18 protein-coding genes are annotated in these 21,463 nt (G+C 45.8%); 6 read left to right on the forward strand and 12 right to left on the reverse strand.

What is annotated here, in order from left to right:
• Window positions 1–224 precede the first annotated feature (224 nt).
• Window positions 225–1,529 (forward strand): PAS domain-containing methyl-accepting chemotaxis protein, encoded by a 1,305-nt coding sequence (locus L5M38_RS24470; protein ID WP_317630239.1) that lies wholly within the window; start codon window positions 225–227, stop codon window positions 1,527–1,529.
• A gap of 83 nt (window positions 1,530–1,612) precedes the next feature.
• Here the strand turns inward: L5M38_RS24470 and L5M38_RS02390 are convergent, their stop codons facing one another.
• The 7 genes from L5M38_RS02390 to L5M38_RS02420 form a co-directional block, all read right to left on the reverse strand.
• Window positions 1,613–2,314, reverse strand: coding sequence for a DUF3581 domain-containing protein (locus tag L5M38_RS02390; protein ID WP_263178216.1), 702 nt, complete (start codon window positions 2,312–2,314; stop codon window positions 1,613–1,615).
• A gap of 424 nt (window positions 2,315–2,738) precedes the next feature.
• Window positions 2,739–2,969: a hypothetical protein gene (locus tag L5M38_RS02395; RefSeq protein ID WP_105250256.1), complete on the reverse strand. Its 231-nt coding sequence runs from the start codon at window positions 2,967–2,969 to the stop codon at window positions 2,739–2,741.
• A 159-nt stretch (window positions 2,970–3,128) separates the two neighbouring features.
• Window positions 3,129–3,524: a DUF2391 family protein gene (locus L5M38_RS02400; RefSeq protein ID WP_105250257.1), complete on the reverse strand. Its 396-nt coding sequence runs from the start codon at window positions 3,522–3,524 to the stop codon at window positions 3,129–3,131.
• 79 nt (window positions 3,525–3,603) lie between these two features.
• Window positions 3,604–3,882 carry a peptidylprolyl isomerase gene (locus tag L5M38_RS02405; protein WP_006084190.1) on the reverse strand — a complete coding sequence of 93 codons (279 nt, stop codon included), beginning with the start codon at window positions 3,880–3,882 and terminating at the stop codon, window positions 3,604–3,606.
• A 159-nt stretch (window positions 3,883–4,041) separates the two neighbouring features.
• The gene (mrcB, locus tag L5M38_RS02410) at window positions 4,042–6,360 is read right to left on the reverse strand and encodes a penicillin-binding protein 1B (protein ID WP_198572030.1); all 2,319 of its coding nucleotides are present in this window, start codon (window positions 6,358–6,360) and stop codon (window positions 4,042–4,044) included.
• Between the two features lie 91 nt (window positions 6,361–6,451).
• Window positions 6,452–9,025 carry an ATP-dependent helicase HrpB gene (gene hrpB / locus L5M38_RS02415; RefSeq protein WP_263178217.1) on the reverse strand — a complete coding sequence of 858 codons (2,574 nt, stop codon included), beginning with the start codon at window positions 9,023–9,025 and terminating at the stop codon, window positions 6,452–6,454.
• Between the two features lie 103 nt (window positions 9,026–9,128).
• Window positions 9,129–11,348 carry a putative bifunctional diguanylate cyclase/phosphodiesterase gene (locus tag L5M38_RS02420; protein ID WP_263178218.1) on the reverse strand — a complete coding sequence of 740 codons (2,220 nt, stop codon included), beginning with the start codon at window positions 11,346–11,348 and terminating at the stop codon, window positions 9,129–9,131.
• A 200-nt stretch (window positions 11,349–11,548) separates the two neighbouring features.
• On the opposite strand from L5M38_RS02420, the gene thpR reads away from it, so the two are divergent.
• A complete protein-coding gene (gene thpR / locus L5M38_RS02425) occupies window positions 11,549–12,100 on the forward strand; it encodes an RNA 2',3'-cyclic phosphodiesterase (RefSeq protein WP_263178219.1) in 552 nt (183 codons plus the stop codon).
• A gap of 120 nt (window positions 12,101–12,220) precedes the next feature.
• Here the strand turns inward: thpR and L5M38_RS02430 are convergent, their stop codons facing one another.
• Entirely contained in the window at window positions 12,221–13,000 is a 780-nt protein-coding gene (locus L5M38_RS02430; RefSeq protein WP_105250260.1) for a tetratricopeptide repeat protein, read from the reverse strand.
• 431 nt (window positions 13,001–13,431) lie between these two features.
• Here L5M38_RS02430 and crp point away from each other — a divergent pair, with 431 nt between their 5' ends.
• From crp to L5M38_RS02450, 4 genes are all read left to right on the forward strand, one after another.
• Window positions 13,432–14,067 (forward strand): cAMP-activated global transcriptional regulator CRP, encoded by a 636-nt coding sequence (gene crp / locus L5M38_RS02435; protein ID WP_006080082.1) that lies wholly within the window; start codon window positions 13,432–13,434, stop codon window positions 14,065–14,067.
• A gap of 82 nt (window positions 14,068–14,149) precedes the next feature.
• Window positions 14,150–14,497, forward strand: coding sequence for a PepSY domain-containing protein (locus tag L5M38_RS02440; protein ID WP_105250261.1), 348 nt, complete (start codon window positions 14,150–14,152; stop codon window positions 14,495–14,497).
• Window positions 14,478–15,152, forward strand: a complete 675-nt coding sequence (locus tag L5M38_RS02445; protein ID WP_131523983.1) for a response regulator transcription factor — start codon at window positions 14,478–14,480, stop codon at window positions 15,150–15,152. The genes L5M38_RS02440 and L5M38_RS02445 overlap by 20 nt, the downstream gene beginning before the upstream one ends.
• A complete protein-coding gene (locus L5M38_RS02450) occupies window positions 15,149–16,477 on the forward strand; it encodes an ATP-binding protein (protein WP_263178220.1) in 1,329 nt (442 codons plus the stop codon). The genes L5M38_RS02445 and L5M38_RS02450 overlap by 4 nt, the downstream gene beginning before the upstream one ends.
• Window positions 16,478–16,579: 102 nt before the next feature.
• Here L5M38_RS02450 and L5M38_RS02455 read toward each other — a convergent pair whose 3' ends face one another.
• From L5M38_RS02455 to L5M38_RS02470, 4 genes are all read right to left on the reverse strand, one after another.
• Complete coding sequence (locus L5M38_RS02455) at window positions 16,580–17,383, reverse strand: DUF1338 domain-containing protein (RefSeq protein WP_212599655.1); 804 nt, start codon at window positions 17,381–17,383, stop codon at window positions 16,580–16,582.
• 209 nt (window positions 17,384–17,592) lie between these two features.
• On the reverse strand, window positions 17,593–19,053 hold the full coding sequence (gene astD, locus L5M38_RS02460; RefSeq protein WP_263178221.1) for a succinylglutamate-semialdehyde dehydrogenase: 1,461 nt from the start codon (window positions 19,051–19,053) through the stop codon (window positions 17,593–17,595).
• Window positions 19,054–19,062: 9 nt separating this feature from the next.
• Entirely contained in the window at window positions 19,063–20,082 is a 1,020-nt protein-coding gene (astA, locus tag L5M38_RS02465) for an arginine N-succinyltransferase (RefSeq protein WP_263178222.1), read from the reverse strand.
• A gap of 127 nt (window positions 20,083–20,209) precedes the next feature.
• Window positions 20,210–21,427: an aspartate aminotransferase family protein gene (locus L5M38_RS02470; protein WP_263178223.1), complete on the reverse strand. Its 1,218-nt coding sequence runs from the start codon at window positions 21,425–21,427 to the stop codon at window positions 20,210–20,212.
• Window positions 21,428–21,463: the final 36 nt, after the last annotated feature.

The following is a 21,463-nucleotide window of genomic DNA, read 5'->3' on the forward strand; positions in this document are numbered from 1 at the left end:
ATCGCATCATTAATGCTTTCTAGCTATGCCTATTCGCGAATAAACCGAGGAATAGTGATCTTTTTTACTCAATTTAGGTATATAGATCCCGATCACGCGTTTCATAGAAATAAACCACATATTAAAATCACAGCTATATTTATCAGTATATCTAGCTCGAAATATCGAGCTTTCAATAAAGAACTGCAGTTTTTGAGTCAGTTAGACTCATCAGGAGTATCTCAGTGTTCAACTCTTCATTACGTAAAAGCCTAGAAGTGAGCGAAGGTAAACGCCAAGAGGCGGAGTCGATCATCGACTCGATTAAACACAGTATTGCCACAGTAGAATTTACGCCTGATGGGATAATTCTCGATGCTAATACGTTGTTTTTAAAAACGGTAGGTTATTCACTTAATGAAGTCGTAGGCCAACATCACAAACTATTTTGCTCAGCGGCTTATGGTAATTCTGCTACCTACCAGCAATTTTGGAGCAATCTAAAAGCAGGTCATCCACAGGAAGGCAATTTTGCACGAGTGAATAAAAATGGCCAAGAGATCTGGCTTAGAGCCACTTACTTCCCCATAAAACAGGCAGGTAAAGTCGTTAAAATAATGAAAACAGCCGCTGATATCACCCAAGATAAGCACCAACTTGACGACCAAGCGGCCATTTTTAATGCCTTGAATCGCTCGCAAGCCATTATTGAATTCACTACAGATGGCACGATTTTGAAAGCCAATACTAACTTCTTAAAGACAATGGGATTTAGCAAAGAGCAGATTATTGGTAAACACCATCGTATTTTCTGTTTTGATGAGTTTTATCGACAAAATCCACACTTTTGGGACGATCTAAAGCAAGGTCGATATAGCAGCGGTCTCTTTGAACGTAAAAATGCTTATGGCGATTCGATTTGGTTAGAAGCGGCATACAATCCTATTATGGATGAGCAAGGTAAAGTGGTTAAAGTGATTAAATTTGCGAGCGATATCAGCAAGCGGATCGAGCAAAGCCACGCTGTACGTGAAGCCGCCAATATTGCACTGACCACGTCACAACGTACCGTCGAGCAAGCAGAACAAGGCGTACATTTACTCAATGCGACTGTAAATACCTCTAATGCTATTGCCGAGCAAACCCATAAAGCGACCTTGGCGATAACTCAACTCAATGAACAATCTCAAAGTATTCAAGCGATAGTCGCGACCATTAGCTCGATTGCCGATCAAACTAATTTACTGGCATTAAATGCCGCAATTGAGGCCGCACGAGCGGGGGAACAAGGCCGAGGTTTTGCCGTTGTCGCCGATGAAGTAAGGCAGCTTGCTTCCAGAACCAGTAAATCAACCAGTGAGATTGCCACCGTCGTCACTAAAAATACACAACTCACCACAAGTGCAACTAGCATGATGAACGAAGTTGAAGGTATTGCACTGGAAGGAAAACAACAGTTAGCGGAGGTAACATTGGTGATGGGAGAAATACGTAGCGGCGCGGAAAACGTCTCAGCAATCGTGTCGCAGCTATCAGTCAATAACAATTAATTGCTAGCATTTAATCGCGCTATCAAGGATTGCATGGCGCTTTATCTAAAAGACAAAACGCCAACCTATTACTTTTACGTCAATCAATAATCAGTTTTACGACCTTCATAGGTGGCGCGCATTTGCTGTACAAGAACCTCATCGTAAGCACGTAATCCACTCATCACTAAGGTTTTGATACCTGTGCCAACTAAAGTGTCGCCGCTGTGTAATTCAAAATGCAATGTCACATCGCCACGTTTACCGTCGATTTTTAAATCTTGGCCAACGAGTGATAAGGTCACTTGCACAAAATCGAGGGTGGTTAAGTCAAACGACATACTTTCATAAATCACTAAAGGCCGTTCTGGGTTGATCATCACTTGATGTTGTTTCATCAAAGGGATCAGAATATCGATAAAATTATGCCCAGAGAAAGCAACATATTGACGAATAAAGGATTCGGTCTGCGCATCGCAACAACTCACATCGCCATGACGGCTGACATTAAGATAGGTTTTTTCACGACTATCGCGAATCGAAAAACTCTCGCTCACTTGTTCAGGGAATTGCAGTTCGACGCTATCACCCACCATACCCGCAAAGCTAAACTTCATGCTCTGGCTCAAACCATATTGAGTCAATACTAGGGAAAACAGTAAATCTCCCGGTACGCAAAAACGTTTTGCCCCCACATCGTGGATAGGATTAAAGTCCTGCGCAATTTTCTTCGCGAAGTCACTGGCTTGTTGTGCTGAAACGGAAATAGCTTGATTTTGCTTAGAAAAATAAGGCGCTAGAAACATATAAACTCTATTTGTAATAACTCAATACAGGGATGGATAACAAAATTATCACGAGTTTACCTTAAATTAGGTATTTAACTCACCCGATGACTTGACCCACGTAAGGCGTACAAAGTAACACCCTGCCCACATTTGTAAAGCCAAACAAATGACAGGGGTATCAGGATCTGTTGACGTTTCAGGTTTATTCTGCAGATATTAGGCGGAATTTTATGCAAGATAGAGCCTTTATGGCGTGATAACGCGACATATAACAGCCGATAATGCCGCAGAAATGTTAGCGAAATAAGGCCATTTTCATCACTCGTGACTCGTTTAAAATAACTCAACATCATTTATCGTTTGGCGAGCAATACCTTGTCAGAACAAATAACATCTAAAACGTAAGTATTGCCTAGCCACTGATAAGCCAAGGAATAAATCGTTAGACCTTTTTAAATTCACGCTTTAACTGAAAACCATCGTCAGTGGCTAACTGCTCTAGCACTTCGATACGCTGACGAAGGATGGCTAACTCGGTCTGAAAAGCTTGGTTTTCGGCCACTTGCTCACGCGTCGACACACCTTGTTTGTTGCGGATTTTCATTATAGCGACCACATATCCACCAACAATTGCAAATATTGGGATAAGTAAAGCGAGGGCACCAGTGTTCATAGTCATTTCCTTTATCTATTGGCGTTATCGTTATCAAGCTCAAAATTTAGATCTGCTTATGACGCTTAATCAATGTCAAAGTCAGAACATGGAAATAAGTATGCGCAAGACAAACGCAATCAACCAGTGACAAAAGTCATGAGATTTAGCGAAACAGTGTCATTCCTTATCAAAACTATCCACAACAATAGCGCCCATAGAGGCTGGCATAGTGATCACTATGATCCGTTTTATAGAGGTTAGTGGATCCTCAAAAAATGGCACTTTATCGAGGCAAAGCAGCACGAGGAAAACCACGAGGGCAGTGAGCAAATACGCCACCACGATACGAAAAATAAACACAGGAACGCGGGAAGCAATATTCTGTTGGAACACGCTGTGATAGGTGAATACCCCAAGAAAGAGCAGCGATAAACTAAAAAGCATACCGATATTCAATAAAGGTAAAGTCTCACCGAGATGCCACGCTTCCTCAGAAAATGCAACGGGGACCGCAAGGGCAAAAGCCCCTACGCAAACTTGACTCGCATCTTCGGTGTTAAAACTAAATTTCATGCTGATCGCTCCCTAATCTTCCAATCTATTTGATTAGTCGAAAATAACGTTCGGTGAAGATGCGCTTATTACTGGGGTATTAAGTGCGATACAACACTTTAACCACATGCCAGCCAAACTTAGTTTTCACTATATGTGGCACCAGTAATTCACCTGAAAATGCAACCTTATCGAACTGTGGCACCATTTGGCCTTTTTTGAACTCGCCTAAATCGCCACCTTTTTTGGCCGAAGGGCAAGAGGAAAAACGCTTAGCGAGCACAGCAAAATTAGCACCATTATTCAGCTGCTTAACAATATCCTCAGCCTGTTCTTTGTGTTTAACTAAAATATGCACAGCGGCAGCGGTTTTAAACATGTCATTTCTCACTTTGGATTAACGTCCCGTGCAAAGGGAAGATTGGTGCCCCGAGTTTGCCCTCGATCACACCACTTCCATCGGCACAGGTTCTACTGACTAAAAGGTTTTATATCCAACGTATAAGTGCGTTATTGGCCCATTATCGACCCTATTAACCTAGAAAATTTTCTGCCACCACTGCAAAGGGTCGCCGCAGTTATTCACAGGACGATAGGTCGCAGCTAATGCCGGAAGCGCATCGACATTGCTGCAAGTGGATTCCTTAGCCACACCTGTATCTCGGTCAAAAAAGCCCTTCACTACGCCGTTCACAGGGATTGAGCGCAGACTAATAGGTGGACGTTCCTTTAAGAAGGCAAGATACACGGCCATGGCGCCACTACTACCATACAAACTGGTTTTGCCGTTATCGTCACGACCAACCCAAATGGCGGCGACGTTACGCTCATCAAAGCCCGCAAACCAAGAGTCACGGCTGTCGTTACTGGTGCCAGTCTTACCCGCAAGTCCAACGCCAGGGAAGGCATTACCTAAACGCGTCGCCGTTCCCGTATTCACCACTTGCTGCATAGCAAATTGAATTAAGAAATCTGTCTCAGGTGCTATAGCTTGCTCTTTAGGCAATCGCGTCACTGGCAATGGGTTCTTATCAGAATCTAGCACAGCGGTCACTGTGGTTAACTTACGGTAAACACCGCTATCAGCTAAGGTTTGGTACACTTGCGCTACCATTAATGGCGAGCCATTGACGGCGCCGAGTAACATGGAGGGATACTCGTTTAACGGTTCCTGCCAACCCGATTTAGCCAATGTTGTTGCGACCGCATCCACACCCACAGCAATCCCAAGGTTTACCGTCGGTACGTTCATCGACTTTTTCAATGCCGTTAACAAAGGCACCTGACCACTGAACTTCTTATCAAAGTTTTGTGGTGACCATGTCTTACCTTGCTCGCTTTTTAAGGTAATAGGTTGATCTTTAAGAGGTGTCGCTAAGGTAAATTGGCTATTAGGTGCCAGAGCCGTAGCATACACAAAAGGCTTAATTAACGAGCCAATAGGACGACGAATTTCAACCGCGCGGTTAAAGCCATCAAATCCTGGGGTTTTATCGCCGACCATAGCCGCAATACCGCCCGTGTATTTGTCGGTCACGACCATACCAATCTGCAATGATTTATTACTCTTATCTAAGCTTTTGAGGGTTTGAGTCACCGCAATTTCGGCGGCTTCTTGGGCCATAGGATCAAGCGTGGTATAGATTTTCACCCCAGATTGCTTTAATAACGCATCGCCATAACGCTCGTTCACTTCCTGTTTTACCAAGGCGAAGAAAGAAGGTAATTTTTGATGTGCTGGTTTATTGAGATTACGGATCCCTAAGGGGGACTCTACCGCCACCTTGTACTCAGCCGTGGTTAAATCCCCCGCATCCATGAGTAAACGCAATACTAGATCACGGCGTTCTTGAATACGATCCGGATATTTCCATGGATTGTAGTAAGACGGTCCCTTAATCGCAGCCACTAAGAATGCCTGCTGGGAAATAGTCAACTCACTGATAGGACGGCCGAAATAGAAACGTGAGGCCAACCCCATACCATGGACGGCGCGGGATTTATCCTGCCCCATATACACTTCGTTAAGATACGCTTCGAGGATTTCGTCTTTGCTGTAACGAAAATCAATAATGACCGCCATCAAGGCTTCGCGCACCTTACGCAGCAAGGAACGCTCACTCGAAAGGAAAAAGTTTTTCGCTAACTGCTGAGTTAACGTCGAGCCACCTTGCACAGTGCGACCGGCGCTGATGTTCACAAAAGCCGCGCGCGCAATCGCGAATGGATTCACACCATGGTGTTCATAAAAACTACGATCTTCCACCAGCAGTAACGCCTGCACGATCGACTTTGGCATTTCTTCGGTCGGCACAAACAGCCTGTCTTCACCGTCGCCAGTAATAATGCGGTCGAGCAATACTGGCTCAAGGTGGAATATGGCGAGTTGACGCTTGTCTGAGACTCGAGTGACTGAACTGATGCCATTGCTGTCGAAGCTGATCATGACTCTTTGTTCGACTTGATCGCCTTCTGGATGCAAAAACGGTCGACGCCACAATTCAATACGAGTGCTCGATGCCGAAAACTCTCCCACTTGGCGTGGGTTAGCGACTTTGCGATAGCCGAGCAACTTAAGCTCAGCCATCATTTGCGGATGGCTGACTGCCGCACCGGGGTACAGCGCCATAGAGCGGCTAAACACCTGCGCGGGCAAATGCCATTTTTGACCTTCAAATTTTTGCGCAATAATTTGATCAAGATAAATACTGTAAAAAGTCACTACAGCTAATCCAGCCAAGCCTAATTTCCAACTGATAGACCAAATTCGTCGAAATAAACCGCGGCCATGATTAGCCCGACGGGAAGCGGGTGATTTTTTTGTCGTCTTAGTTGTCATATCTACTTCATCATTCATGCATTTAAAGACATCAGCCATAGGCACAAAGCTAACGTGGTGCGAATCAAAGTGTTTCATAACAAAATGTTATAAAACCAGCGGCGTGGTGCTAGGGCTGAGCTAAACCCAAGGTTTTCTTCTTGGTAAATTTTGTCGGCAGTGTATTCACAGGATCGTCTGGCCACAGATGTTTTGGATATCGACCGCGCATTTCCTTCTTAACTTCCACATAAGGTCCCTGCCAAAAACTGGCTAAATCCGCCGTCAAAGCCAATGGGCGCTGGGCCGGAGAGAGTAATTCCATCGTCACCTTTAGCTTGCCCTGCGCCAACATAGGACTCTGCGCCATGCCAAAGGTTTCTTGCAGACGTACACGCAGCAGCACACGTCCAGACTCGTCGTATACTATTGGCGCAGAGGTACCGGTGACTAACGGCCAGGAAGTTGGCAATAACTCGTCAAGTCGCTGTTTCTGCTGCCAGCTCAAACAGTTTGCCACAAAACCAAAGCAATCAAGCTTAACTAATTGCGGCAGATTATTCACATTTTCGAGGTAAGGCGCCAGCCAAGTTTCTAGGCTCGCTAATAATGCTTCATCATCAACCTTGGGCCAGTCACTGCCCGCGTCGAACTCAGTTGCCAGTTTGAGCCTGTGTTGAAACTGTTCTAAGTTAGCGTTCCAATTAAGGATTTGTAATCCTTGCTGGCGAATATAGCCCAGTAAGGCCGCGACAATTTGCTTACGTTCAGGCTTAGCAATCGTCTCAGTTTTCACTAAAATTTGTCCGACCTTGTATTGGCGCTGCGCAATCACTCGACCTTTAGCTTCATCCCAGCCACAGATCTCATGAATGTCCAGCAAACCTTTTAGCTCGCCGTCGAACAAGCTTGGCTGAAGCTGACTCGCTAAGTAAATCCGCCCAGCGTTTCGGCCTTCAGTTTCTTGAAAATCCGCCACCACCATCCACGGCGTTTGCGCCAATGCATCATCGGCTGCGAGCACGACGCCAGTACCATTGGCTAATTGGTAGCCCTCAACACCGCGGGCTTTAGCGATACGATCCGGATACGCAAGTGCTAATAATAACCCCACATCGCTGTGGTGTGCATGGGTCGCTATCTTAGACAAATCCGCTGCTAATCCTAGCTTTTTCTGCCACTGTTTTGCTTGTTGCCCAGCTTGTCCATGACAGGCAAAGTGCAGGTAATTCATGATATCGGCGCCCTTTTTAGGCAAACCGCGCGCCTCTAAAACCCCCGACAACAAGCAGGCCAAACTGCCCAATTGCGTTGCTTGTTCGTTAGCATTATTGACTCCCCCATTGTTTGCACCCAAACTTTTTGCGCCCAATAACATATGAGCAAGCCTTGGGTGACACCCTAGCTCGTAGGCCGCTTTACCGTGGGGAGTGAGTTTATTTTGAGTATCGACCATACCTAAATCTTGTAACAGTTTCCACGCCAACGCCTCATGCACACTTGGTGGCGGCGTTAACAACATCAAGTCGCTAAAGGATTTTGCGCCCCAGTAAGCACAATCATGGGCCATAGCCACCAGATCCGCTTGGCTGATCTCGGGTTCATCGGCCCTGAGCATGCGGCCATGTTCTTCTTGGCTCCACAGGCGAACACACACACCCGCTGATAAACGCCCGGCGCGACCACTACGCTGAGTTGCCGAAGCTTGGCTTATACGTTTCAAGCCTAAGCGGGTGACACCGGTTTTAGGGTTAAAACTCGCTTGTCGTTTATAACCACTGTCGATGACAAACCCTATGTCTTCAATAGTTAAACTCGATTCCGCCACGTTAGTCGCTAGCACAATTTTACGCCGGCCATCTATAGTTGCAGCGATCGCGCCATCTTGCTCGGCACCCGAAAGTTCACCATAAAGAGGGCAAATCAAAAAAGCATCGTCCGCTAAGCGCTCGCGCAAAAACTGCTGTAATCGTAAGATCTCCCCTTTACCGGGTAAAAACACGAGCACGGCATTATTGGCAGCCGTTTTATCAACACTGGCACTGCTGCTGGCCGAGACCAGTTCGAGCACGCAGCGGCCGAGGTGATCGATCCAATGCTGCTGAGTTGGCACAGGGCGATATTCGATGTCGACAGGAAAACTCCGGCCTTCGCTGTGCAAGGTCACCGCTTCTGGCATGAGTTCAGCTAAGGCAAGACCAGATAGAGTCGCTGACATAGCTAATATCTTTAAATCGTCCCGCAGTGAAGCTTGCACTTCGAGCGCTAGGGCAAGACCTAAATCTGTGGTGAGGTGACGTTCATGAATTTCATCGAAGATGATCATTCCAATCCCAGTTAACTCGGGATCTTGTTGGATCATTCGCGTCAGTATGCCTTCGGTGACAATTTCTAAACGGGTATTGGCGCTGATTTTAGCTTCACCGCGGACGCGATAGCCGACTTCTTGCCCCACCTTTTGCTGGCGACAGCTGGCAATATAGTGCGCCACACTACGCGCCGCGACACGCCGCGGTTCGAGCATTAAAATGCGTCCGCTGATTTCAGGCCAATCCAACATAGCCAAAGGTAACGCCGTTGATTTACCCGCACCTGTCGGTGCCTCGAGGATCACTTGGGCGTGACGAGAAAAAGCCGCGCGCAGCGGAGCTAATAAGCTATGAATAGGTAGAGAGTTCAAGAAAAAGACATCAGCGGCCAACACAGGGCGTCAGTGTACTAACAATCGGCTTTGAGTACCATTTCGCAGCAAACATTATCAAGTCAGTGCTGACATAAGTAACAGCTCAAGGCTGCCATGCCCAAGATTACAGCTGTGGATAGGGAGCAAAAATCTCACGCTTTTCGAGCCAAGGTTGACTGAGCCCTGACTGTAGTTCAGCTAAGCGTATCGGTTTATTGATGGCGTAACCTTGAGCATAGTCGACGCCTAAGGCTTGCAATTTCCAACCTATTTCTTGGGATTCGACAAATTCAGCAACCACATCAAACCCCATATCTTGACCAAGTTGGCAGATGGATTTTACGATCGCCTGATCCGCAGAGTCTTCGCAAATATTGACGACAAATTGGCCATCAACCTTTACAAAATCCACATTGAGGCGCTTAAGGTAAGCAAAGCTAGAAAAGCCTGCACCAAAGTCATCGAGGGCTAATTTACAATTGAGCGGACGCAGTATCTCGAGTAACTTTGTGGCTTGTTCGAGCTGAATCACAGCCGCGGTTTCAGTGATCTCGATGCAAAGCTTATCCACCAGCTCAGGTTCGGCCATCAAGCGCATTTCTAGCCAATTCATAAACTCATGATCGCCCAAAGAGGTCGCCGATAAATTCACCGACACGAGATCCAATTGCTGCCAAATATCTAAATGACTACCACCCCACTTGAGCAAATTATCGATCACCCAAAGATCAACCTTAGAAGCCAAGTTGTATCGCTCGGCGGCGGGTAAGAAGATAGCAGGAGACACTATAGTGCCGTTAGTCTGCACCATACGCAGTAGGATCTCTAAATGTAAGCCAGTTTCCTCGCGGTTTAACGGCACTATGCTTTGAAAATAAAGCTCGAATTGGTTTAACGCGAGTGCGCCAACGATATCAACAGAGGCCATCATCTCGGTGTAGAGACGGTTCATTTTAGGATCGCTCGCACTGTATAAATGCCAGCCATTTCGGCCTTGATCCTTCGCCAATCGACAAGCAGCGTCAGCTTGACTCATGACGGTATAAATATCGGCGGATTTTTTATCTAGCCTAGCAATCCCCATACTGACACTGACATTGTGACTACGACTTTCCCAAATAAACTCATGATTTGCTAACTGGGTACAAATCCGCTTAGCAATCTGTTTCGCAGAATCCACATTGCAGTAATGCATCAGAATACCAAACTCATCGCCCCCTAAACGGGCAACAATATCGCCTTTACGTACGAGCTGTTTCAAACGTAATGCGACTTGGCAAAGCAGCTTATCCCCAGCCTGATGGCCACTGATATTGTTAATGACTTGGAATTGGTCTAAATCGAGAAACGCCACGCAAATAGGCATATCATCGTGGGCATGTAGTAGGTTTTCTAATAGGGCTTCGAAATGTAGCCGATTGGGCAATCCTGTGAGCGCATCATAATTGGCATGGAAGGATAACTCATCGGCTAAGCGGTACTTTTCACTGACATCTTCGGCAATCATGACTAAAGTATCTTTATCGCCGCTAATCTGGCTAAAACTCAGTTTCAACCAAGTTAATTGATGAATTGATTTTAAAGGTAATTCACACCAAGCTTGACCGAGCACACCTTCTCGTACCACATGTAAGGTATCAGTTAGCATGGCGTGTTCTTCCTCACGCACCATGTCGAATAAATCATAGCCATGTTGAATTGGCAGGGTTTGCAGAGCGACTTTATTCAGCATAGTCAATTGATCATGCTTATCTAACAAGGCGCAAGCTAAGGGCAACTGGTTGAATACTTCACAGTATTTATGTTCACTGGCAAGCATGCTCAAAGCGATACGCGTCAATTCCATCGCCGAGCCAATCATCACAGCGGCGTGATTAAACTCACTTATAAACTCTTCGCTCCATTCACAGCATTCGGAGCAATTGACGGCCCCCAAGGCAATACGGGTTTCGCCAAACACGACTGGCGGCAATACTAATAGACTCTTGACGTCCCAATCCCTTAATAAAGCCCGCTCAGCCTGAGCATCGGCAGGTAAGGTATTCACATCAGCCAGATTTAATAGACGCGGAGTACGGACAAGAGAGCGAAAAAATGGCATTCGTGCCAAGGGCCAGACTCGGGTTTGTTGGCCTTGGGCAAATTGAGGTTTTAAATACAGATTACGCGTGCGTAAACGATCCAGTGACTGGCTTCCGGTTAATACAAATACCCCGTCACAATGCAGTTGCAAAGTAATAGTCTCAAGCGCTCTGTCAACATTCTGCTCTAAGGTTTCTAGCGGGGATTCACTAAAAATACTGACCAAAGCCTGTTGGAGTGGATTAGCTAAACCTACTGACATGAAAAGTCTCTTCCTTACCTAAAAATCCATTTAAGGTATTATCGACGTGCATTAAGTATAGGCTCACAGTAAATTAAACGTCTGCTTGAGTCACAAATTAGCTGATAAATTCAACAGCTAGATTAACGCTCAAATGCGCTTAACGTCAAAGTGTTCGCTGAGATAATCCATATTAAGCGCTCCAAAAGGATGATAAACCGATGCAACAAAGGCTATTTCTCGGCTTCGCTCCTACCGCTGCACAAATGACAAGGCTGAGTGATTTACAGCAGCAACTGATTTGCCACCTTAATCCTGAGGCGAAAGCGGTGAGTGTCAGCAATCTGCATTTAACGCTCTGCTTTATGGGTCAAGCTAACAACGAGCAAAAAATCGCCCTCCTTGATGCGGTTGACCGCTTAGTGAAGCCAAGATTTAGCGTTCGGCTTAACCAGCTCGATGTATGGCCCAATGCGCAAGTATGTTGCTTGAAAGGCGATGATATTGAGCCTCCGTTAGCGCAATTCGCTAAACAGACGCAAGAAATTGCTGACCGACTGCAATTGCATCGGAATGAGCACAACTTTTGCCCGCACATCAGTTTATTTAGAAAAGCAAAACAATGGATGCTTAATGAAGCAGCTTTATTGCAACTCAAAAGTATGAATACGCTGACGTTAACGCCCGATAATTTGCATTTATACCATTCAAAAAGCACAAGCACGGGTGTCGAATATCACATCCTAGATTCTTGGGCGCTCGGTGAGCCTTAAATCAAAAACAAAAGGCCCGAGTATCCACTCAGGCTTTATTTTTAAACTTATAAATCAATCTATTAATCAATAATAGAATAAAAAATAGCAGTTAACTATAGAGCGATGATGAAGAAATACCTATTCGAGTAAACGTAAGGTTTCGCGATAGGCACGCTTTTGCTCGTAGGTTTGTAACCGCAGCATAAACTCATCAGTCTTAGTCATTTCAGCATTCATTTTCAACGCTTCGATCGCTTTCTGCTGCGTCGAAATAGCAGCACCAAAATCACCTAACTCCGCATAAGCCGCGGCTAAATTATCAAGATTTGTAGGATCGTTTTCATTCACTTTGAGTAATTTTAAGGACAACTCGACCGCTTTATTGCCATCGCGATACTCAGCTTCTGGGCAAGTCGCTAAAATCCACGCCACATTACCTAAGGCAACATCATCACCCACTTGGGAAAATTGCTCGACCGCTTTACCGCAGTTTCGCTGCACACCGTCACCGCCAGACGCATAAATAAAGCCTAAACGGAATTGAGCCCAACGACTGCCCTGCTCACTCAACGCTTTATACCAATGCTCAGCGACTGACAAGTCACGCTTGATCAATTGGCCTTCAAATGACAGATCCGCTAAGGTTTGCTGCGCTTTTTCATGTTGTTGTTCGGCGGCAAGTGAAATCCAGTGCAATCCAGTCGGCACTTCTTGCGACACAAAACGTCCGGAGAGATACATTAATCCCAGCAAAAATTGGGCATCGGCATCACCTTGCTCTGCCGTCACTTGAATATGCACAAACTTACTGGCCGCAAGTTCAGCTGCTGGCTGCGGGATAGAAAATGCGTGCGCCGCAGAGCTCAGCCCTATTGTTAAGCTTAAACCTGCACCTAAAACCCATAATCTGTATTTCACTTGCTTACCTCTCTTAAAAACAACTGCCCTCAAAGTTAGCCAGAATTAACCCCATAAGTCGAGCCTAAATACACACAAACCTCAGGATAATGGGGGAAGCTAAGCCAAATGGAATGTCAAATTTAAAAAGTGAAACATGTTATTGTGTAATTTAGTGGCATATTTTATTCATAATCTATAATAAAACTGCTGAAATAGACTGGTAAGATGTGATTAACTCGACAGAGTTAAGTGAATCCAGCGAGTTTCATATCGATTTAGTTGACTTAAATCACTAAAGTAGCAAAATAAGCTCTAATTTTAGATGGTTAATTGCATTTATTCACTTATTCTAAACTAAGACTTCCATCAAGTTTTTGTGAGTTTAATTGACGTAAAATGCTTATTTAGAATACTCTTACTTTCGTTTTAATCAATCGAGGAACACCAACATGGCTCTGATTGGTAAGCCAAAACCTGATCCAACTTTGGAATGGTTTTTATCACACTGTCACATTCATAAGTACCCTGCAAAGAGCACTCTTATCCATGCTGGTGAAGACTCAGATACCCTTTATTACATAGTAAAAGGTTCTGTAGCGGTATTGATTAAAGATGAAGAAGGTAAGGAGATGATCCTTTCTTATCTGAATCAAGGTGACTTTATCGGTGAACTAGGTTTGTTTGAAGAACAAGCCGAACGTACCGCTTGGGTTCGTGCTAAGCAAGCTTGTGAAATCGCTGAGATTTCATATAAGAAATTCAGACAGTTAATTCAAGTTAACCCTGAAATTCTGATGAAGCTGTCTGCGCAAATGGCCTATCGCCTACAAAGTACCAGCCAGAAAGTGGGTAACCTTGCATTCTTAGACGTTGCAGGCCGTATTGCTCAAACTCTATTACATCTGGCTAAACAACCTGATGCTATGACACACCCTGATGGCATGCAGATTAAGATCACTCGTCAAGAGATAGGCCAAATCGTTGGCTGTTCACGGGAAACTGTGGGTCGTATCTTGAAGATGTTAGAAGAACAGAATTTGATCCAAGCTCATGGTAAGACAATCGTGGTATACGGTACCCGTTAAGTTAGTCTTCAGCTTGATTTAAGCCTGCCTTATTAAAGTGGCCTAGAATAAATTCTAGGCCATTTTTTATTGGGGAGCTCAAATGAAACGGCTGTTTTTAATCTGTTTTTTCAGCCTATTCACGCTGGTGCATCCAATAATCTTGCATGCCGAACCTATTGAATTAGAACATTATCAAGCCAAGGCGTTAGTTAACTCTGGGCAAATATTGTCCTTAAACGGTACACTCGCCGTAGTGAACCAATTTTGCCAAGGTGAACTAATTGATGCTCATCTCTATCAAGAAGATCATAAATGGCGCTATGATTTGCAAATCAAAGTTCAGCGTGGCCAAATCGTTAATCTCAGTATTGATGCAACAAATGGTCAAGCCGATCAATCAATAGCACTACCGAGCGAATGTCGAAAACATGAAACTGTTACTCGTTGAAGATAACCCAATGCTAGTCACCGAGCTGGAGAAACAACTCAAACTCGCTGGCTATGTAACCGATATTACAGACAAAGCGCTTGAAGCCGATTATCTGATCAAAGAAACCCAATACGATTGCGTAATCTTAGACATAGGTTTGCCCGATGGCAACGGCCTCGAACTGCTCGAAGGCTGGCGAAATCAAGGGATCAGCACTCCAGTTATCATGCTGACTGCCCGCAGCCAATGGCATGAAAAAGTAGAAGGTTTTAATGCTGGCGCCGACGATTACTTAGGTAAACCTTTCCACGCACAGGAATTATTGGCCCGAATCCAAGCTTTAATCCACCGTGCACATGGTCGTCTAAACACCTCAAGTAAACAATTGAGTTATGGTGGCGTGGTTTTAGATGAAGCAGAACAAACGGTAAAAGTGGCCGAGCAACTATATGAACTCACAGCAATGGAATTCAGGCTGTTAAAAATCTTCCTCATGTCACCTAAGAAGCTGCTATCTAAGACGCAGCTAACCGATAAGCTCTATCAGTTTGACGATGAAAAAGAGAGCAATGTGGTCGAGGTTTATGTCACCCATCTACGCAAGAAACTGGGTAAAACCACGATCGAAACCCGTCGCGGCCAAGGTTACATCTTCCACGGCATTATTGAATGATCTCGATCCGCACTAAGCTCAGTTTATGGTTAACTGGCTTACTCGTGTTAGGTACTGTAATTGGACTGATACTGTTTGAGTCCATGCTACGTCAGGCCTTCCACGACTCTATTATCAATCGCTTAGAAGAAGATCTCGAACATATCATGCTGGCAACCCATATCCATGATGGGGAGATCAGCATAGATCAAAGCCAGCTTTCCAGTTTCTACAAGCCCGCATATTCAGGCCGTTATTTTCAGCTTAACCTGCCAAATGAAGTGATTCGCTCACGCTCCCTGTGGGATATGCAGTTAGATATCGAGCCACTAGCACCGAATCAAACCCGCGTCTGGCAAGCTAAAGGGCCAAAAAATAACGATATGCAGTTATTATCACTGGGATTAAATTCCAGCAGTGCCAATGTCAGCGCCACCTTAACCGTTGCGCAAGATTTGAGTATCGGTAGACGCGTGTTTAGTGAGGTTTATGGCACTAAGCTTGGTGTCAATCTGGCGATGTTAGTTGCTATGATCGCGGGGATATTCTTGATCCTACGTCAATCCTTTAAGCCAGTTAAGCACATACAGCACGCGCTTTCTCGGCTAAGACAAGGGGAAATTAACGCGCTGGAGCTCAATAATATTCCCCCCGAAGTACAACCATTAGCGAAAACCTATAATGAACTACTTGAGTATACTGCCAAGCAAATTGAACGTAGCCGCAATAACTTAGGTAATTTGAGCCATGGGCTCAAAACGCCACTTGCCGTGATGCAGCAACAGGTTGAAGCTCTTGGCCTCAAAGATCCTGAAACTGCCATTGCCCTGCAGCAGCAACTTGATTCGATTCACAAGATGGTCGAGCGTAAACTGGCTGCCGCGAGGATCACTGGCGACATGCTCCCCGCAGCGCAATTGGTGATCCCTAGGGATTTACATAGCCTAGCCAACACGCTAAATAAGGTTCACCGCAACAAGTCCATTGAATGTGATTTCGAACTCGATCCTAATATTCTCAGACTGCCTATTCACAGGGAAGATGGCATGGAGCTCTTAGGCAACCTGCTAGACAACGCCTTTAAATGGGCCCAGAGCCAAGTCAGCATTCAGCTATCGCGTCAACAAGAGCGTCTCTGCCTTTGTATTGATGATGATGGTCCAGGGGTTGCTGATGATGAGCTAGATAAGCTCACACAAAGAGGAACAAGGCTTGATGAGTCTGTGATGGGTCACGGTTTAGGATTATCAATAGTGAAAGAAATTGCCGAGCAATACGAGATTGAGCTGCAGTTTAATCACAGCACTCGCTTAGGTGGATTGAGGATCGAGCTGACATTTAGCTAGCCCCAGGTTATGCCAATCGTATTAAATACCTTGTTTGAAATATCCATAAAAAACGCCATCGAATTGATGGCGTTTTTTTATGCTCAAAGCAATTTGAGGACGTTAGGCTTTATTCACATTGGTGCTTTCAAAAATCTTATCGGCAGATGCCGCCACAAAGCCTGTGTAGAGCTCGCCATTAGCCATAGGATAACGTAGCGCAAACTCATAAAAACAGCTTGGGATTTCCACTGTCGCGTCAGTAAATTCAACACCAATCTTATCAGCCATAGTCGAAGACTGTTCTAACAAGACTTCTGGCGAACCTTTGATCTCGCCACCTGAACTATTGAGCACAAAGCCCGCTTGCTTCAGAGCTTCATTCACTGACTCTAAAGTCTCAAAACCGTCGAGGTGATTGATAGACACAGTGAAATGGTTAGCGCGATAACCAAAAGCCGCTACCCAAGCTGCATATTCACTCTCAGTTAATAAGTCCTGATAGGTTTTAGCATCTAAAGACCAATGACGGCCTGAGTAAATAAAGTTGTCCGCCGTTGTCGCTGCAGCATCCACTTGGGCGATTAAGCCTTGAATAGTTTTTTGCAACGCAGGGCTAAATTCTTCAACCAACAGCTCAGAGATAAACACTTTAGGCTGAGTCGAATCTGGATGTTCAAAATGCTTAGCGATCAGTTTTTTCTGTTCAAACTTATAATCACCGCAAGGTACATAACCTAACGAAGTGAAATGCTTAGCCAGTACATCCAAATTCACCTTAGCGATATTGAAAGTACGCAGGGCAATATGGTCGTTGATGATCGGCTTACCATGACCCAACAACGCGTGCACTTTTGCCGCAGAAGGGGTCATTTGAATATAGTCTTGCCACAGAGCGGCAAATAACGCGTTGATGTCGGTATGCATAAAAACTCCTTTTATTGTGCTGCGGTTATTGCTGTTATTTTGCCGCGAACACTAAATGTAACGACCTAAATGCCACTGTTGTAGCGTCACACATACCCACAGTAGAAACTCAAGTAACGTTACTGCTTGTTATTAAAAAGGAAGAACATTAGTCCTTCCTCCTCTTTCCCACATATTCTTTACCGCATAAAAGTCAAATATCTACCCGCTTACAAGCTCAAACCTGGGCTTAATGTCGCGGGTAAACTCACGGCATCAGCCTCGACCGAAGCGACCGGATAAGCACAGTAATCGGCGGCATAGAAAGCACTCGCTCTGTGGTTACCCGAAGCCCCAACACCACCAAAAGGTGCCGCGCCAGATGCGCCAGTGATTTGTTTGTTCCAGTTAACAATGCCAGCACGAATACGCGCGAGGAAATAGTCATAATCTTCACGGCTATCGGCAAGTAATCCCGCAGACAAGCCATAACGCGTTTGGTTAGCCAATTTGATCGCTTGATCGAAATCACTGTAACGCACTAGCTGCAGTAGAGGTCCAAAGTATTCTTCATCCGGCAATGCATCGATCGCTGTCACATCGATAAGGCCAGGAGACACTAAGCCTGTACCCGCTTCTAGATGGGTTAACTCGACCAAAGACACACCGCCTAAGTTCAGCAAATTCGCCTGCGCCGCAACCATACCCTTAGCGGCTGTTTCAGAAATCATTGAGCCCATAAAAGGTTGTGGCTGCGCATTCCAAGGACCGACTTTAATCTGTTTAACCGCATCGACTAACATGGCAATCAGCGCATCGCCCTGCTCGCCTTGCTCGACATATAAACGGCGCGCACAAGTGCAACGTTGGCCCGATGAAATATAAGCCGACTGCAAAATATCGTGCACTGCGGCCTTAATATCCTGCACACCTTTGATGATCAGTGGGTTATTACCTCCCATCTCAAGTGCTAAAATTTTGCCCGGATGACCGGCATATTGTTGATGTAAAAAATGACCCGTGCGTGAGCTACCGGTAAAGAACAGACCATCGAGCTGCGGGTGAGAAGCCAGTGCTTTACCCGTATCCACCTCACCTTGGACTAAGTTGAGCACGCCAGCAGGCAGACCCGCTTTATCCCATAGGCTGACCATCAACTCGGCGACTTTAGGCGTGAGCTCTGAAGGTTTGAAAATCACGGTATTCCCAGCCAGCAGCGCAGGGACTATGTGGCCGTTCGGCAAATGACCAGGGAAGTTGTAAGGACCGAACACCGCCACAACACCGTGAGGCTTATGGCGGATAACCGCACGTCCGGCTGGCGTATCGTTGGCTTCAGTGCCCGTACGTTTATTGTAAGCCGCGGCCGATAAAGCAATTTTGCCTATCATAGCGCCGACTTCGGTCGCGGTTTCCCACTGAGGCTTACCGGTTTCTTGGGCAATCGTTTCTGCCAGTTCCGCTTTATTGGCTTCGAGTTGGCTGCGATACGCTTCAACTATGGCTAAACGCGCATCGAAACCTAACATAAACCAATCAAACTGTGCGGCGCGCGCGGCATCAACGGCGGTATTAACTTGTTCTGCAGTGGCCGTTTTACCTGTCCAAATAGTTTGAGCATTGGCAGGGTTAATTGAGGTCACGTCATGACCTTTGCCAGCATGCCACTGGCCTTGAATATAATGTGTCATTGGTTATTCCTACATTGCCAAAATACGGATTTGATCGCCTTTTGCGAGTAACAAACCCGCTGCCAGCTCAGGGCTAATGATGATCTGTTCGGATTTGTCGTCCACGGCCAGTGCGGCAGACGTCGCTCGGTAATTGGCTAATTGGGTATTTGAGATAATAAATTGAGTGTCGGCTTCGACCATGTCACCAATATCGACGGTCAATAAACGACTTTCACGCACGCCGCGAATGTCCGATAAACGACACTCTACCGTTGGACCACCATCAAAAATATCCACGTAACCGCGGCATCTAAAACCTTCGGCCTGCAGTAAACTTAATGCCGGGCGGGTATTGGTATGCACTTCGCCAATCACTTTCTGCGCTTCTTCCGGCAACAGACAAACGTAGACAGGATTTCGTGGCATCATTTCGGCCATAAATGCCTTTTTGCCCAAACCAGAAAGATAATCTGCCTGAATAAAATCAATGCCTAAAAAGTGTTTTTGCAGCCAGCCATAGAAAGGTGAATGACCATCGGCATCGCTCACACCGCGCATTTCGGCAATCACAGTTTCACCAAAACGCTTCGCATGTTGAGCTAAAAACAGAAAGCGACTGCGGGATAACATGCGGCCATTGTTGCCCCTGCGATATGCTTCACGCAAAAACAGCGTACACATCTCGGCAGCACCAGTGTAGTCATGGCAAAGGGTGAGTGTTTCGACCTCGTTACGCACATCAATTTGTTCAGAATGATAGACTTCGGTACCAAGTCGATAATGGTAGAACGCATCTTCCATTCCCACCGCCGCTTCGATGGCGCACGTTCCCACCACTTCACCGGTATCGGTATCTTCCAGCACCATTAGATAACCTTCATCGAAGGGAGTCTCTACGGCTTTGACGAATGAGGCTTCTGCTCGAGCAATTTTATGTCTGAGCAGACCCGCATTCACAGGTAATGACGTAAAACCATGACCAGACTCTTCGGCAATTTGATATAAGGCCTCAAAATCACCAGCCTGAATAGGACGTATGATTAACATCTTAGTGTCTCCTCACTTTGGCTTACCGTGCATCAAGGCACCTCTCTTCAAAAAGACAGGCAGTGATGCAGGTAAGTATTCCCTGACAAAAAAGGAGTGCGAATAAATTCAGCACTCCTTTGGTCATTTAGGCGGCAGCTATGCTCGCCACAGCACGTTCAAAACGAGCTAGACCTTCAGCAATATCTGCCTCAGGGATCACCAGAGAAGGAGCAAAACGCACCACGTTAGCACCCGCCATCAGGCTCATTAAGCCTTCAGCGACAGAGGCCACCAAAAAGTCGCGTGAACGACCTTGGTATTGTTCATTAAGAACGGCCCCTAAGAGTAAACCTTTACCGCGTACTTCTGAAAAAACATGATATTTTTCATTGATTTTGTTCAAACCATCACGCAATAACTGCTCGCGATGTTTAACGCCGTCTAACACTTCAGGGGTGTTCACTACATCTAACACAGCATTACCGATAGCGCAGGCTAATGGGTTACCACCGTAGGTAGAACCGTGAGTGCCCACTTTTAAATGCTCGGCAATCTCAGCCTTTGTCAGCATAGCTGCGATAGGGAAACCACCGCCGAGCGCTTTAGCTGTGGTTAAGATGTCAGGCACGATTTCAGTACCCATGTAAGCGTACAGTTCACCAGTACGGCCCACACCCGTTTGGACTTCATCAAAAATCACTAGCGCATTGTGCTTGTTCGCTAATTCACGCACGGCTTTTAAGAATGCAGGATCGGCATCGATAATACCGCCCTCGCCTTGCAGCGGCTCAAGCATGATGGCGCAAGTCTTATCGGTTACTGCGGCTTCTAAGGCGGCAACATCGTTAAATGGCAGGTGAGTAATGCTCTGCGGCTTAGGACCAAAACCATCGGAATAGGCAGCTTGTCCACCGACACTGACGGTGAAGAATGTACGTCCGTGGAAAGCTTTATCGAACGCTATGATTTCATCTTTCTCAACGCCATGTTTTTCTAAGGCATAACGACGGGCAAGTTTTAATGCGGCTTCGTTGGCTTCGGCGCCAGAGTTGGCAAAATACACTTTGTCGGCAAACGTGCTATTAACTAATTTAGTCGCTAATGCTAAGGCAGGCTCATTCGTCATTACGTTTGACAGATGCCATAATTTTTCACCTTGTGTCTTAAGGGCATTCACAAGGGCTGGATGACAGTGACCTAAGCAATTTACCGCAATACCGCCAGCAAAATCGATAAACTCGTTACCCTCTTGGTCCCAAACTCGGCTTCCTTCGCCACGAACAGGGATCACGGCAGCAGGCGCATAATTAGGCACCATCACTGCGTCAAACTGGGCACGGTCCAACTTCATATCAACGCTCATTCTTCTTCGTCCTTTGTGTTTGTGTAACGGCGCCTT

The organism is Shewanella sp. SM101 (assembly GCF_025654465.1).
Lineage (GTDB): Bacteria > Pseudomonadota > Gammaproteobacteria > Enterobacterales > Shewanellaceae > Shewanella > Shewanella oncorhynchi.